The following is a 16,203-nucleotide window of genomic DNA, read 5'->3' as shown; positions in this document are numbered from 1 at the left end:
GAGATCACCCCTTTTCCTCTACAAATTCTATATTCTTTCAATTATAAGGTGTTAATATAATCAAATGCATGAATTAAGCTTTCTTCTAATAGGAGAAGAGCCGTATTCATATTAACATCTCTTTTTACTAGATAATCTTCCAATTGTGTAACTCTTTTACAAACACTTAGTAAAGATAAGTTGGCAGAAGCTCCTTTTAGTGTATGTACTAGAAGACGTGCTTTTTCATAATCTTCCTGTTCAATGCATTCTCTTATCCTGTCAACAGTAGTATCATTATTAGTTTCAAACGATTTTAAAAGCTTAATTAGTATTTGTTCCTTACCATTTAGCCTGTTTCTTGCTTCTTCCCAATCAATCACATTTGAATGTTCGTCCCAGTTAGACAACATCATACTAATCGTACTGAACATTAACTCGGAATCAATTGGCTTTGATAGAAAAGCATGAAATAACGAAGCTTTTTCATCTTTAAATGCCGTTAGGTCAGCAGTGATAGCTATAACTGGTATTTGCTCGTAGCCTTGTAATTCTCTTATTTTTGCTGTAGTTTCGTATCCATTCATCCCAGGCATATGAATGTCCATTATAATTAACGCAATACCATGTTCCCTATTTAAGATCTGCAATGCTTGTTGTCCATTATTGGCTAACTGTACAATATAACCTCGATTTTTTAAGTTTGTACTTATTACTTCCTGATTAATCTGATTATCTTCAACTACAAGGATTTTGTCTGAGTTCCCAATCTTATTTGCATTTTGAGCTATTTCCTTTCCTTTTTTAAATTCTACTGCTTCATAAAGCTCAATCATGTTCAAGGGTAAAGTTAATAATGCATTTGGGATCCTATCCTCTAGTTGATTTTTAACCCTTTCTTTTTTATAGATTCTTGTATATCCAATGGTATAGATATTTCTCTTAACCGATTCTTGATATAGCCACTTCCATTGCTTCATGTCGATCTCATCAAGATCCAGGTCTACTAAACAATGTGTGAAAGAATTGTTTTTTATTTCTTCCTCTACCTGATCCCAAGAACTAACACTTATAGCAGTTCCTATATTCACCATCATCTTTTCAATATTTTGACGTAAAAGATCATCTTTTTCGATAAGTAAGATTGTTGCGTTTTCTACCGAAATATTCATTACCTGTTTTCGAGGTGTTAGATAAAATGGGATGATGAACGAGAAGGTGCTACCCTTACCCTTTTCACTATTAACAGATAAATGACCACCCATCTTTTCAATAAAATTCTTTGAAATGATAAGGCCTAAACCAGTACCACCGTACTTTCTATTAATGCTACCGTCTAGTTGTGAAAATTCCTTGAAGAGCTTATTTATTTCTTCTTGTGTCATCCCAATACCTGTGTCAATGATATTAAATTGGAGCAGCAGCTCATTTTTGTAGGACTTCTTTATCCTAACTTCAAGTGTGATATAGCCATCTTCTGTGAATTTGATGGCATTAGAAATTAAATTCATTAAAACTTGCTCTACTTTAAGATCATCACCAACCAAGACAATCGGGATATTTAAATCAACATCGAAAATTGGAGAAACAGGCTTAGAATCAATTAGAACCCCAGTCGTTGTACTTAATCGTTTTATCATTTCATGAAGGTTAAATTCTTTCTTAACCATTACTACTTTACCAGCCTCTATTTTAGAAAAATCGAGTATATCATTTATTAAATTTAATAATAAACGTGATGATAACAAGATTTTATCTACATAATCTTTCTGTGTTTCTTGAAGGTTTGTGCTCTTTAATATTTCTGATAAGCCAATAACTCCATTTAAAGGTGTTCTAATTTCATGACTCATTTTTGCTAAAAACAAGCTTTTTGCTTGATTGGCTTCTTGCACTTGATGTATGGCAATTTCTTGTTTACGATGAGCCTCTTTTAAAACAGAAATATCACGAATAATGGCTGAGTAAAAGGTTTCATTAGATTCCTTTCTTTTATGTGAAACCATGACAATACTTGCATCAATTGATTTCCCTTCTACACTGGTGATCTCAGTTTCTACTTCATAATATCCCTGTTCTGCCGCAATTTTTAATCCTTCCATGACTCTTAATTGAGTGGATACTGAAATATAATCTTTTAAGTACCTTTTCTTACCTAAACTAACTTCATTTAATGCTTTGAGTAGTGCTTTGTTAAAATAAAGAATTTCTCCGTCACTATTAAACGACACAATATAGTCTTTAGCATTTTCTACGATGCTTAGCAGTCTTTCAGTGGTCACTCTTTGATTTATTTGATTACTAATATCTTTTGCTAAAAATACATAGCCTTTCAATTTACCGTCCTGGGAAACCATTTTATTACTATTTAGCTCAGTAGGGAGTTTTGAGCATTTTTTATCACAAACAGTCCAAACCTTGTGATGACTATCAAGTATCAATTCAATAACATTGTTTCTTCCACCTCGAAGGTCTACTTCCTCTGGACAAAGAAAATCAAGTAAATTCTTTTGTCCAACTACATCACTCGAAGAATACCCTGTTAGGATTTCTGCATAAGTATTAAAGTTTGTGATATCCAAATTCTTATCTGTTACAATCATCGCATATTCGTTATTACTAATAATAGTTTCAAAGGGCTCAAATAAATTGATCAAAGTTTCCGTCATTTTATTTACAGAGCTTGCAATTTGCGATAATTCATCTTTTCCTTTCACATCTATAGGGGAAACCTTCAAAAAGCCATTTGCCACTTTTTCAGTTGTTTCTAAAATCGTTTTCAATCTATTGATAATTAATCGACTGGAAATGATATAGATCAAAAATCCGAGCAATATCTCTGTAATGATAAGTCCAGTGATCGTCGAAAAAAATAAGTCCTTTAGCGGCTTGCTAATAATTTCTTCAGGTACTAGGTAGATGATGTACCGATCGTCTGTAACATCCGTAAAAATTAATTGTTTATAAAATAACGTACCCGTGAATTCTTCTTCATTAATATGTATATATCCCTGACCGTTATTCAACAGGCTGGTGTATGCCTCATTTTGAAGAAAACGATATTGTGAATTCTCCGGTTGTTGATTATAAACAGCCGAGCGGTTAAAAGCTAATTCTCCCTTAGAATTTATCACCTGAACATGAATCGCTTCGGGAACATCTTCTGATTGTAAAAATGTACGAAAAACCTCTTCCGTTGAAAAAGCAAAACCTATTAATGAATGAATCTTGTTATTTTCATCGTAGAGTGGCACGTACAGTGTAAATATCGATCTTTCATCCATAAGCGATATAAATGGCTCCGACCAGGAAATCTCCCCATTTAGTGCTCTGTTGTAGTTTTCTCTCATTGAAACATCAATCACTTCGCCATTTAGTAAAGTCATATTTCCTTCTAGATCGGCAATGCCCAGAGTATGTTTATCTTTTGTTATGCTAGGTTCATTTAGCCTTTTCAACTTCTCATCTAAGGTACCATTTCTTAAAATAGGATCATCTTGAAGAATATTAGCTTCTTGATAACGAATATTTAGCCAATCTTGTAGATTTTTACTACTGTTAATAATTAAAGTTAAATATTGACCTTCTAATCTTTCCATTAAATTGTTCTTGGAAATAATATAATTTGAAGTACCAAGGATTATCAACGCGATACTTGTAACACTTAAAATAAGAATCATCCATTTAAAGCGTAGGGAATTTATCTTTTTCATCGTTTTCCTTTCAGGGTTGTTATGCTTTTTTATTATTGATATTGTCCCCAGAATGTAGAAAATTTAGTTATGAAGACCATTTCCATGTAAAATTCCTGCTGCGGTGGTCTTCATTCCTCTGATGAAGACCGTCTCCTCGGAAAAATCCTGCCGCGATAGTCTTCATTCCTCTTATGAAGACCATCTCCTCGGAAAATTATTGCCGCGATAGTCTTCATTCCTCTTATGAAGACCGTCTCCACATAAAATTCCTGCTGCTATGGTCTTCATTCCTCTTATGAAGACCGTCTCCACGGAAAACTACTGCTGCTATGGTCTTCATTCCTCTTATGAAGACCGTCTCCACGGAAAACTACTGCTGCTATGGTCTTCATTCCTCTTATGAAGACCGTCTCCACGGAAGATTACTGCTGCGATAGTCTTCATTCCTCTGATGAAGACCGTCTCCACGGAAATTTCCTGCCGCTATGGTCTTCATTTTACCGACGAAGACAAAAAAAGGCCAAATCAACATGATTTGACCTTTCCTGTATTAAGCATGTGATACAACAAACTCCGCTTCACCAGATAGCTGGTATTCACCAACTTCATGTGGAAGAACAAAATGTGTGCCTTTTTCAATGAAGAAAACATGATCATCTACTATAATTGATCCTTTTCCTGCCGTTACACTAACCTGTAAGAAATCATGCTGAAGTGTCAATGATGCCTCGCCACTCAACTTCCAATGATAAACTGTGAAATATTCGGCCTCTACTAATTTCTTCTCAGTAAGATCGCCTACAATCCTTTCACTTTGCTCTGTTTCATAATCCTGGTGAGGGACTGTCGTCACTTCTATTGAACGATCTAAATGTAGGTCACGCTTTTGACCATTATCATCTCTACGATCATAATCATACACTCGATAAGTAATATCAGAGCTTTGCTGTGTTTCTAAAATGACAATTCCTTTACCGATTGCATGAATGGTGCCACTTGGAACATAAACAAAGTCACCCGCTTTTACTTTTTTACGACGTAAAAATGATTCCCATTCTTGATTTTGAAGCATTTTCTCAAGTTCATCTTTAGTTTTTGCATGGTGTCCTAAAACAAGCTCGGCACCTTCCTCTGCACTGAGAACATACCAGCACTCTGTTTTTCCATAAGGAACACCTTCTACTGTTCGTGCATAATGATCATCTGGATGAACTTGAACAGATAAATCTGCATTCGCATCTAAAATTTTAACAAGCAAAGGATATTCTTCATTATTAGATGCATTTTTATTAAATAGCTCTCCGTGTTCTTTCCAAGCTTCCTCTAATGTTTTTCCTGCTAAAGGTCCATTCTTGATAACACTTGGACCATTTGGATGTGCAGAGATTACCCAAGCTTCCCCAGTTTTTTCATTGGGAATTTTATACCCAAATTCAGTTTGCAGCTTTTGGCCACCCCAAATTCTTTCTTGAAAAACAGACTCTAAAAATATTGGCTCTTTATACATACACTACCTCCAATATGGTATTCTACTTTATTTTATTTCCTCTAATACAGCCATTGCTTCGTTCTTAGAAGCTACTTTTAATAGTTGATTTCTAAACTCTTTATCCATTAACTTACGAGAAAGCATTTGTAAAATTTTTAGATGCGCGTCTCCAGCATTTTCTTCAGGTACAGCTATCATAAAAATAAGTTTCGCATCCGTACCGTCAAGGCTGCTCCAATCAACACCCTCACGCTTGATTCCAAAAGCAACAGCAGGTCGTTTTACCGCCTTTGACTTACCATGTGGAATCGCAATATTCATGCCAAGACCAGTTGAGCTTTGAGCTTCACGATTTAGAATAGCCTGTTTAAAAGCTTCCTTAGAATCTAAGATTCCTTGTGAATCGAATGTTTCAATTAATTCATCAATAACATCATTACGAGTTGTTCCAGCGAGATTGATATGAATCAAATCTGCACTTGTAATATCTACTAGTTTGTTAATTTCTAGTTCCTCAACTTCTTCGGGAGCACGTTCTACTTTTCCGTTGCTACTAGTTGCGCTTTCTACATCTTTTTTCAAAAAATTAACCATAAATGCCGTAACAAGAACACCTACAATGGCTGCGATAAAGAACATCACAACATGATCTACTGCTCCTAAAACCGCTACTATAGGGCCACCGTGTGCTACTTTGTCGCCTACATTACCAAGCATTGCGATTACAGACCCCACAACTGAACCTGCAACAATACTAGGAATAACACGAAGTGGATCTTGCGCTGCAAATGGAATTGCACCTTCTGTAATTCCAAAAAGACCCATTGTAAATGATGCTTTACCAGCTTCCCTTTCGTTAGGAAGATATTTTTTCTTATTCATTAATGTTGCAAGACCCATCCCAATTGGTGGAATACAAATTGCTACTGCAATTGGTCCCATAATTTCATAGTTTCCTTCAGCAATCATGGCAGAGCCGAATAAAAATGCTACTTTGTTAAAAGGTCCACCCATATCAACTGCAATCATTGCACCAAGGATGACGGCCAATAAAATAGAACTAGCTCCTTGCATACCAGCAAGCATTGATGTTAAACCTTCAAAGATTTGCGCCACTGGGGCACCGATCACGAAAATAAATAAAAGTCCAACGATAACAGATGAGAAGATCGGAATAAATATGATCGGCATAACTGGCTGTACCGCTTTTGGAACCTTGATTTTCTTAATAGCGAGTGCAAGATAACCTGCTAAGAAACCTGCGATAATTCCTCCAATAAAGCCAGCACCAGCTTCACTTCCATAAAAACTACCATTCGCTGCAATATACCCACCAATCATACCTGGTACTAAACCTGGGCGGTCAGCTATACTAACAGCAATAAAACCAGCTAATATTGGAATCATGAACATAAATGATGTTGCACCAAGTGTTTCAATTTGCTTCCAAATGGAATCTTCAGGAATCACAATTCCACCTGGTGTTTGTTGACCACCTAGAGTTAAAGCTAATGCAATCAACAGTCCCCCTACAACGATGAAAGGAACCATATACGATACACCGTTCATTAAATGCTTATAAATCGGATTTTCTTTTTGCTTACTCTTTTGCTTGATTTCTTCTGCAGACTTTAAGTCCGGTCTGTAAAGTGGCACATCACCACTTTGAATTTTTTCAATTAATTCTTTTGGCTTACGAATCCCATCCTGTACGCCTGTAACGATTACTTTTTTACCAACAAAGCGATCCTTTGATACCTCTTTATCAGCAGCAATAATAATTCCGTCTGCTTCTGCAATATCTTGGTCTGTTAAGGCATTTTCAACACCAATTGATCCTTGTGTTTCAACTTTAATATCAACACCTAATTCTTCGCCTGCTTTTTGTAGATTTTCAGCAGCCATATATGTATGAGCAATACCGACTGGGCATGCTGTGACAGCTAAGATCTTCATGTACCTTTCCTCCTAAGAATGTTTTTTTGTAATTGCTTACATTCATTGTAATGGGAATTCAGTCATGAATTGATTTTTGTTTTTACCACAACTTCCGGTAAAAATAAATTATTACCGGAAGTTTAATATAAGAGACGTTGTTTATTTTAACTTCTCCAAGAACTCTTTTACATTCTTTGGTTCTTTTAGAGATTGGATAATTGACGGGGTTTCACTATAATCTACAATTTGTCCAACCGCATGACGATTTAGTTTTGGATCCTCAGTTGTAATGGCTAGCATGAACACGATGGAAACTTGTTCGTTTCCCCAATCTAAAGGTTCTTTTAAAAGAGCAATGGCTATTGCCGATCTATTAACCATTGTTGGATGACCATGTGGAATGGCTATCGATCCTCCAATGGATGTTGATGATTTTCTTTCTCTCAGGAGCGCACTATGAATAAACTCTTTATGAACGAAACCTTTTTCATATAATACATTTCCTAGCATTTCAATGACTTGAAAAGGATGTTCCTTATCCACATGTAAAAGAACTAAATCACCTCTAACTAGTTGTGTTAGAGCTTTTTCTTTACTTCCTGCATGCTGATTATTTTCCATTTCAGTTAAAAATTGATTTAGCTTTTCCTTATCCTTTGCTTCTAATAAAGGAGAAATCGTAATATTTGGAATATTGACCTTTTCTAACTCTACTGTAGAAATGATAAAATCAACTTCGTTATTCCGCAAATAATCACGTAATTCAGCTTTTCCAATACAAGCAGAAACTTGTATATCCTGGTAATGCTGCTCAATTTTAGCCTGCAATAAATGAGACATCCCAACACCCATATGACAAACAATTAATGTTCTTCGTTGTTTCTCTCGACTTTCTTTTAATCGCTCGATTGAAGCTTGAAAATGAAGAACCAAGTAAGCTGCCTCATCCTCAGGAACTTCCAATTCATAGGTTTCTTTTATTTCATTCAAAGCTAGCAACACCATATTAAATAAATAAGGATACATTTTTTTGATATTCGGTAGTAGTGGATTTGTAATAGGAAAGCCGTACTTTATTCGATTAATAACCGAATGGACATGGACGATTAATCCACTTTTTAAGATCTCATCCTTTTCAAAGGGAAATAACGTAATACTACTAAGCTTTGTTGTTAAGTCAGAAATAATATTTAATAAAAGTTCATTTTTAATAAACGGATCCTCTACAATATCATTTTTTCTTTTCCCACTAATCAAATGCCATGTAAAGTAGATTCGCTCATCTTCAGGAAATTTGATTCGGAAAACAGCTTCTAATTGTTCAAAAAAGGATAACGCAATTTTATATTCTTTGTAAGAATATATAGCCTCCTTTTCATTATTAGGAACAGTTACGGGCGATTTTTGCCTTGTTCTTTTCATCATGATAAGTGCATGAACAAGTAAACTCTCCATCGCAGCATCGGTAAAAGCAATTGAATATTTATGCTGTAATTCGTTTAGTGCATTTTTAACGGTTGCTATCTCATAGGGTAAAAAAAGCTCAAGAACGTAATTTTTATGATCCGATAAGGAAGAAAGAAGCTCAGATAAATGCGCCAAAGCACTACGTTTTTGCAGTTCAGATCCTTGAATGATATTGCCTAGTCTTGGTTTAGAGATGAGCTCTAATTGATAGTTTGTAAGCCAATCAGCAATGGTATCTAATTCTTTTTTTATGGTTACTTTGGGAACATAATACTTCTTAGATAGTTCCTGCAATGTAATAGCTTTATTACTTACCAATAAATGATAGGCCATTTCGATAAAACGATCTTCCTGAGTTTTTGGTTCAGTAGATAGCAGCTTTTGAAAAATTTCAGACATATCGTGGTCCTGTGTCTTAAGTGTAATGCCTATACCTGGTTGCCGTTTTAAATAAGTATTAGGGTATTCAGCAAGAAGATCTTCGATTATGCTCAAGTCATTACGAACCGTTTTTTCCGAACATCTTAATTGACCTGACAAATCTACTATATTTAAGGTTTGTCCATTTTGTACTAATAGTGTTCTTAGTAATTCCTTTTGACGATCGTTCACGTTCATGATTGCACCTCGCTCAGATATTCAATCAGTAGTGTAGCTTATTGCGACCATTAATTCAATCATTCGTAAACTCGTTTAAAGCTAAAAAAGAGTTGCCTTCAAAATATGAAAAGCAACTCTTTAATTCTTATAGTGTACATGTGCTAAAAATAATCGAATCTATTAGTTTCCATTCTTCTTATCAATTGTTTCTCTAATTTTTTCATTTCCTTCGTCAACATATTCACGATATTCCTGGTTTCCACTATCTACACTTTCCCTATATAGTCTATTTCCTGTATCCACAGCATAACGCCATTTTTCATTTCCATAATCTACAATTGTTGAAAACATTTTTGATGCGGGATGCTCATAATCATCGAATCTCTCTTTTAAATAAGCTTGTGCTTCCTTCAAACATTCTTTCTCACGAGTGCTTTTTTCTTTCATGCTCTCTTTTGTGTCAAAAGCTAGCTTCTTTTTTTCTTCCTTTAGTTTAAATGCCTGTTCCTTACCAGCTTCTTTCCATTCAAACCATTTTTTCTGAATTTCTTCATACTGAAGCCTCATATATTTCTTCAGTTCCTGCTCTGAATTAACATATGTGAACTCACCCTTCCCTGCAGCTGCCACTTCCTTTAAAAGAGTTTGACCTTCATTATCAACATCAAAGCCAATAATATTAACGACTGTTTCAATATCTGCTGATACAAGGTTTTTAGCTTCTTGTACTGGATCACCATCACATGTTTCAATTCCATCACTTACAACGTATACAACAACCTCATCAGTATTCTTAGGGATATCTGACTTCACAGATTGCAACCCAAGTGCAATTGGAGTCCATCCTACAGGCTTTACCTGACTTAGTGCTTGTTGAAATGCATTTTCATCAAAACTGGCGCTATATAAGCTTTCAGTACTACTACACGAAGCTTTTTTATCAGCTTCACTATTTGATCCTTCATGACCGTATACACGTAACGAAATCGTTGCATTCTCCGGTACTTTCTTAGCAAATTCCAAAACGGCTTCCTTTGCAGCATCCATTCTTGTTTTACTTCCTACTTTTGCTGCCATACTTCCACTTGCATCTACTAAAATAGCATAATGAGCTGTTTTCAAAGTAGGAGTATCCACAGTTTCATCTGGACGTTCAATTGAAACATCAACCGTTGAATCAAACGTAAGCATTGTTTGCATTTCTTCATGATAATCTTCAGCAAATAAATATAAAAGCTCCTCCATATATTGCTCTTCTGTTAGATCATCAGGTAATTGATCCAGCGCTTCCTTCACTTTCGCTTCATCATATTGTTCACCACTAAAAACTCCAGGTTTTCGAAACATTTCCTTTTCTATGTCTGTTAACTCCCGATCTAAATCTTCCATTTCATAATAACTTGCTTCCTTAGGAGTATATGTTTCTTCTTTTTCGCTGTCATTTTTTTGTTCTGTTTCCTTTGGCTCAGCATCTGTTTGTGCTGACTGACTTCCATCGCCAGAAGAACAAGCTGTCAGCATGAACGATAATATCGCTAAACCAATTAATAGCCTCTTCATTAATTCTCTCTCCTTCCACCCTGTAACAAAATAACAATGATTACATATTACTGTATTTTTCGGTGAAATTTTCCTATCTTTAGAAAAAGAGGAAATAAGTATGATATGTATGCTTTCAGGTAATTAGGATTAGGTCTTAGGAAAGCATCTATTTCATTTTTCTTTTTTTAAAAACAGAAAACAGCCACAACCTCCTAATTCAAAAGAGATTGTGGCTGTGCTTCAACTAATTCATCATTTAAAACGAACATGCTTAACCCAAGTGGCAGACATTAGCATATTACCGGCTAAATTCATATGTAAGCCGTCTATCCTAATTGACCTTGAAAGTAAGTTAAGATGCAATGTCGAAAACACCCCTTAATGTTAACTGCACTTTAAAAGAATCAAGTCTAAGGTGTTCACTTAAACTCTCTTTTTTAACAGCAATTTTGCTGCTTTCTCCAGCTGATAAGTCAAAATAATTACCATTAAATTTGCAGTCTACAGATACTAAATCCAATTCACCGGTGTTTGTCCCGTTTTCCCTTGTATCGGGACAGAAGTTTGCTCATAACACCGTGGTTTGTCCCGATTTCCCTTGTATCGGGACAGAAGCTTGCTCATAACACCGTGGTTTGTCCTGATTCTCCTTGTATCGAGACAGAAGCTTGCTCATACTACCGAGGTTTGTCCCGATTCTCCTTGTATCGAGACAGAAGCTTGCTCATACTACCGAGGTTTGTCCCGATTCCGCTTGTATCGAGACAGAAGCTTGCACATAACACCGGGGTTTGTCCCGATTCCCCTTGTATCGGGACATACATTTGCACATAACACCGGGGTTTGTCCCGATTCCCCTGGTATCGAGACAGAACTTTGCTCCTACCACCAAGATTTGTCCCGATTCTCCTGGTATCGAGACAGAACTTTGCTCCTACCACCAAGATTTGTCCCGATTCCCCTTGTTTCGAGACAGAAGCTTGCTCATACTACCGAGGTTTGTCCCGATTCTTCTTGTATCGGGACTGTGGCTTGATCTTTCTACCGGTTTGTGTCCCGATTCTCCTTGTATCGAGACAGTAGCTTGCTCATACTACCGAGATTTGTCCCGATTCTGCTTGTATCGGGACAGAACTTTGCTCCTACCACCAAGGTTTGTCCCAATTCGCCTTCTATCGGCCCATAAACTTTGCTCCTACCACCAAGTTATGCCCCGATTCCCCTAATATCCGGCCAGAACTTTGCTCCTAGCACCCTGTTGCTCTATTTCACACACCAACCTGCTATGAACACAGTATGATGGACCGCCGTTAGAATCTAAAAAGTGGATCTACTTCACATAATTACAAAGCTTACCAATCTTCTCTACTTCCACAGTCACCACATCTCCTGATTTCATAGGACAACTCCCTGATGGAGAGCCTGTAGCTAAAACATCGCCTGGCTCTAATGTCATGACCTGTGAAATCCAGCTAATAAGAAATGGTATGGAAAAGGACATTTGATTAGTGTTGCCATTTTGTACAACCTGATCATTTAATGTTGTAACGATTTGCAAATTAGTTGGATCTAAACCTGTCACAATCCACGGACCTAAAGGGCCAAATGTATCAAAGCCTTTTGCACGTGTAAATTGGGGATCAGTTTTTGTAAGATCTCTTGCGGTAACATCATTAAATATCGTACAGCCGAAAACATAATCCAATGCTTCTTCTTCTTTTATGTTTTTCCCACGTTTTCCAATGATAAGAGCAACTTCGCCTTCCAGTTCTACTTGATTTGTTAATTTGTTAGAAGGCAGTATGATATCTCCTCCGTTAGGAATTAAGGAAGAAGCAGGTTTTAAGAACAAAAATGGTTCTTTGAGGTTAGCTTGTCCCCCAGTTTCTTTTGCATGTTCTCTATATGTCCAGCCGAAATTAATCACTTTTTGTGGTACAACTGGCTCTAAAATTTTCACATCACCAATGTTAAGCCTTACACCATCAAATGTTATTTCATCATTTATTATTTCAGTGAATGAATTAGTTGTTTGTAATATATTTCCATCTTCAATAATCCCATAATATACCTTCTCATCATCAGTAAGATAACGTACGATCGTTTGTGTTTTTTGCCCTAGCTTCATTCTTGTACCAGCTCCAGTTGTAAAATGTACTTGCTAAATTAAGTTCCATATCTCTTGTTAGAAGAAATTTATCAAAAATCTGAATAAGCTTATTATGTAATGATATTCTTTGAATAACTCTATGTACTATGTATTATTCAATTAAAAAGAGTATTAATCCTTTCTTGGATTAATACTCTTTTATTTACTCCACCGAGCTTATTAGTATATTATTCAGTCTCCGCTTCAGTACTCTCCTGTTCAGTAATAACCGGATTTCGATTAATATAATCATACTGTGAACGATCAACAGGGACAAAACCTTCAGGAGTGTAGAAGCGTAAAAGATCACCTTCTACAACTTTATCAGAATAACCTAGTTTCGTTTCAATGATTTCCTTCAGTTGTTTTGCTTCTTCAGTTGCTTCGATCTCAGTACCAGTAGTTGAGTCATAATATTTACCACCAGTGTAAGTGATTTCTGGACCTACGAAATCTCCATTTCTAAACGGTACAAGCTCATCATGGTCTTTTGATAATAAGTCAGTACCAAATTGCATATATGGTTTTGATTCAATTCCCAGTAAGTGCATTAAAGTTGGAAGTAAGTCTATTTGACCGCCATATTGATGCATTGTACCGCCTTCTGTACCAGGTACATGAATTAATAAAGGTACCCGTTGCAGTCCAGCACTTTCAAATGGTGTAATTTCTTTATTTAATACTTTTGACATCGCATCATTATGATTTTCTGAAATGCCATAATGATCACCGTACATGATAACAACAGTGTTGTCATATAGACCAGATTCCTTCAAATAATCAAAGAACTCTTTTAAAGCCTCATCAGCATAACGTGCTGTCTGAAAATACTGATCAACAGACGCATCACCAGTTGTATGCTGTTCAATTGTTGCTAGTTCTTGATTAATCTTATAAGGGAAATGGTGCGTTACTGTTATAAACTTTGTATAAAATGGCTGAGGCAATGATTCAAGCAAAGGTTGTGATTGTTCTAAAAATGGCTTATCCATTAATCCATACTCTGCAAGATCCTCTGAATTCAATGAATAATAACTTGAATCAAAGAATTTGTCATAGCCGAATGATTTATAAATTTCATCACGGTTCCAGAACGATCCTTTATTTCCGTGGAACACAGCTGATGTGTAACCATGCTGACCTAAAATAGCAGGAGCAGCTTGATACGTGTTCATTCCTTTTAATGAAAATGCAGATCCTTGTGGTAATCCGAACAAGGAATTTTCTAACATAAATTCAGCATCAGCCGTTTTCCCTTGAGCTGTTTGATGAAAGAAATTATCAAAATACAGGATATTTTCACTTCTAGTTAAAGAGTTCAGGAATGGAGTTACTTCTTCACCATGAAGCTTATAATCAATTAAGAAATTTTGAATTGATTCAAGGTGGAAGTAAACAACGTTCATTCCTTTTGCAGCACCGAAATATTCTGGGTTAGGAGCTGCGTAATTTGTGCTTTTATAATTCAGAACTTCAGTAACATCATCTGAATCTGCCATTGCACGCTTTGCTGATACATTTGCACTTAGCACAGCATCATAAATCGTATAATTGTACATTCCAAGATATTTTACAATATAGTTACGATCGAAGGTTCTTGTTAATAATTGCGGACGATCTTTTTCAGCTAATCCAAGGTTTACTGAAATGATTAAAATGGCAGCTATAAATACAGTTGCAACACTTCTGCGTTTTATATTTACAGCGGTAATCCCCTTCTTTTTACCATATAACCCTAAGGCTAGAACAATTAGTGTGTCCAAGAATAATAAGATATCATAAGGCTTTAAAAGTGAGGATACACTACCACTAACATCACCAAAATTTTGCGTCTGCGTTAATGTTGGAATTGTAATAAAGTCACTAAAGAATCGATAGTACACAACATTTGCAAATAACAAAAAGCTCAAAATAAAATCAAAAACAACGAGCCATAAAAATTTTCTTTTCGTTGACAATAAAGATAAACCTAAGAATAAAAGGACTGAGCCTAGTGGATTTAAAAATAAAAGAAACTCTTGCAAACTATTATCTAAGCCTAATGTAAATTCTGTATGTTGTACTAAATATGTTTTAATCCATAATAAGACAACAGCTAAAAAGAAAAGACTCAGATGACTTTTTTGAATTTTATTAAACATCTTTACTTTCACCTCACGGTTGTCTACTTTTCTAAAAAATAATTTATTGGGGTTTGCTTAACATTCAACTATTCTATAAAACATTGTAAAGAAAGTAAAGTAACTTTGGATTTATTGTAAATTAAATTTGTCTATTTTTTTACAAAGATTTAACTCTCATTATTATAATGACCAATGAAACTAAAATAAGCAGCACATATTATAGGTACCTTTTGGCATAACAAAAGTGAAAAGGTTGGAGGTAGTAAAAGTGAAAGTTCTATCAATGATTCAGCCATGGGCTAGTCTTTTTACTCTCGGAGAGACCCAATATGAAACAAGATCATGGAACACGAAATATCGTGGTCCCCTAGCCATTCACCAAGTGACCTTCTTCTTACTGGCTCGATTATCGCTGTCTGTACGCTTAAAAATTGTATAAAAGTAACTGAAAATAATCAGTCATGGGCCATTTTAGAGGATGGGACAATTGTATCAGGTAATGACTATTTACTAGGCGACTATCGAGAGGGAAATTATGCATGGATTGTTCAGAATATGAAAATATTGGACCAACCTATCCCAGCTAAAGGACAGCTTGGATTATGGGAATATGAAATATGATATAAAATATAACCTAAAACATGATGACGACATTCTCTTCCTTGAATGTCATTTTCTTCTATAAGAATACTTTTTTCTATTATTCAGTCATATAGTAATTTACAATTTTAGTATTTATTTGTAAAATAATATTTCGATACCATTTATTTTTAATTAAAGGAGTTACGCTGTTGAATAGTTCAATCTCTAGATACTCTAATGAAAAAACTGAATTAATTAATAGAATTAGCTCCAACAAAAATGAACTAATTACTATAGGCTTAGCCAAAGGCTTAAATCATCCTTTAACTATTTCTCAGAGTCAAAAGCTTGATAAATTGATCCTTCAATATCAAAAATTAATGGGTATTGATCATGAAACAAGCGATCAATAGCTCTTAAGTATACCCTCAGGTTACGTATCGCCGCTTTCCTAACTTCTACATTTCTAGTACAAAAATATTTTTTCTACATTAAATACAAATTTATTTTTGCATCTCCCTACCACTTTTAACATATTCAAAGTTCCTCATAACTAAAAGGAGTCTTATTTTATAATTATTATAAAATAAGTTTCATTCAAAAGTAATTTATGATAAAATTTTAAAGCAAGTACTATCA

At 35.3% G+C, this 16,203-nt stretch carries 9 protein-coding genes and 1 pseudogene; 2 read left to right on the top strand and 8 right to left on the bottom strand.

What is annotated here, in order from left to right:
• Nucleotides 1–41 precede the first annotated feature (41 nt).
• From MVE64_RS19070 to ltaS, 8 genes are all read right to left on the bottom strand, one after another.
• Nucleotides 42–3,692 carry an ATP-binding protein gene (locus MVE64_RS19070; RefSeq protein ID WP_247340303.1) on the bottom strand — a complete coding sequence of 1,217 codons (3,651 nt, stop codon included), beginning with the start codon at nucleotides 3,690–3,692 and terminating at the stop codon, nucleotides 42–44.
• Between the two features lie 532 nt (nucleotides 3,693–4,224).
• Nucleotides 4,225–5,181, bottom strand: a complete 957-nt coding sequence (gene manA, locus MVE64_RS19065; RefSeq protein ID WP_247340301.1) for a mannose-6-phosphate isomerase, class I — start codon at nucleotides 5,179–5,181, stop codon at nucleotides 4,225–4,227.
• Nucleotides 5,182–5,208: 27 nt separating this feature from the next.
• Nucleotides 5,209–7,119 (bottom strand): PTS fructose transporter subunit IIABC, encoded by a 1,911-nt coding sequence (locus MVE64_RS19060; protein WP_247340300.1) that lies wholly within the window; start codon nucleotides 7,117–7,119, stop codon nucleotides 5,209–5,211.
• Nucleotides 7,120–7,260: 141 nt separating this feature from the next.
• The gene (locus tag MVE64_RS19055; protein WP_247340299.1) at nucleotides 7,261–9,186 is read right to left on the bottom strand and encodes a BglG family transcription antiterminator; all 1,926 of its coding nucleotides are present in this window, start codon (nucleotides 9,184–9,186) and stop codon (nucleotides 7,261–7,263) included.
• A gap of 162 nt (nucleotides 9,187–9,348) precedes the next feature.
• Complete coding sequence (locus MVE64_RS19050; RefSeq protein ID WP_247340298.1) at nucleotides 9,349–10,728, bottom strand: vWA domain-containing protein; 1,380 nt, start codon at nucleotides 10,726–10,728, stop codon at nucleotides 9,349–9,351.
• Nucleotides 10,729–11,062: 334 nt separating this feature from the next.
• Nucleotides 11,063–11,230 (bottom strand): glycoside hydrolase family 2 protein, encoded by a 168-nt coding sequence (locus MVE64_RS19045; protein WP_247340291.1) that lies wholly within the window; start codon nucleotides 11,228–11,230, stop codon nucleotides 11,063–11,065.
• Between the two features lie 810 nt (nucleotides 11,231–12,040).
• Nucleotides 12,041–12,838: a fumarylacetoacetate hydrolase family protein gene (locus MVE64_RS19040; protein ID WP_247340290.1), complete on the bottom strand. Its 798-nt coding sequence runs from the start codon at nucleotides 12,836–12,838 to the stop codon at nucleotides 12,041–12,043.
• Between the two features lie 209 nt (nucleotides 12,839–13,047).
• Nucleotides 13,048–15,000, bottom strand: coding sequence for a lipoteichoic acid synthase (gene ltaS / locus MVE64_RS19035; RefSeq protein WP_247340289.1), 1,953 nt, complete (start codon nucleotides 14,998–15,000; stop codon nucleotides 13,048–13,050).
• 250 nt (nucleotides 15,001–15,250) lie between these two features.
• Here ltaS and MVE64_RS19030 point away from each other — a divergent pair.
• Both MVE64_RS19030 and MVE64_RS19025 read left to right on the top strand, forming a co-directional pair.
• Nucleotides 15,251–15,603 (top strand): annotated as a pseudogene (locus tag MVE64_RS19030) (ASCH domain-containing protein).
• Nucleotides 15,604–15,773: 170 nt separating this feature from the next.
• Nucleotides 15,774–15,977 carry a Spo0E family sporulation regulatory protein-aspartic acid phosphatase gene (locus tag MVE64_RS19025; protein ID WP_379052727.1) on the top strand — a complete coding sequence of 68 codons (204 nt, stop codon included), beginning with the start codon at nucleotides 15,774–15,776 and terminating at the stop codon, nucleotides 15,975–15,977.
• Nucleotides 15,978–16,203: the final 226 nt, after the last annotated feature.

It is taken from the genome of Metabacillus endolithicus (assembly GCF_023078335.1).
GTDB classification, from domain to species: Bacteria; Bacillota; Bacilli; order Bacillales; family Bacillaceae; genus Metabacillus; species Metabacillus endolithicus.
Note: the sequence above shows the minus strand (reverse complement) of the source record. Positions and strands in the feature narration are given on the sequence as shown.

What these genes read in the sequence shown, in the direction of transcription:
- MVE64_RS19070 (WP_247340303.1), bottom strand. Translation starts at nt 3,692, where the DNA reads ATGAAAAAGATAAATTCCCTACGCTTTAAATGGATGATTCTTATTTTA.
- manA (WP_247340301.1), bottom strand. Translation starts at nt 5,181, where the DNA reads ATGTATAAAGAGCCAATATTTTTAGAGTCTGTTTTTCAAGAAAGAATT.
- MVE64_RS19060 (WP_247340300.1), bottom strand. Translation starts at nt 7,119, where the DNA reads ATGAAGATCTTAGCTGTCACAGCATGCCCAGTCGGTATTGCTCATACA.
- MVE64_RS19055 (WP_247340299.1), bottom strand. Translation starts at nt 9,186, where the DNA reads ATGAACGTGAACGATCGTCAAAAGGAATTACTAAGAACACTATTAGTA.
- MVE64_RS19050 (WP_247340298.1), bottom strand. Translation starts at nt 10,728, where the DNA reads ATGAAGAGGCTATTAATTGGTTTAGCGATATTATCGTTCATGCTGACA.
- MVE64_RS19040 (WP_247340290.1), bottom strand. Translation starts at nt 12,838, where the DNA reads ATGAAGCTAGGGCAAAAAACACAAACGATCGTACGTTATCTTACTGAT.
- ltaS (WP_247340289.1), bottom strand. Translation starts at nt 15,000, where the DNA reads ATGTTTAATAAAATTCAAAAAAGTCATCTGAGTCTTTTCTTTTTAGCT.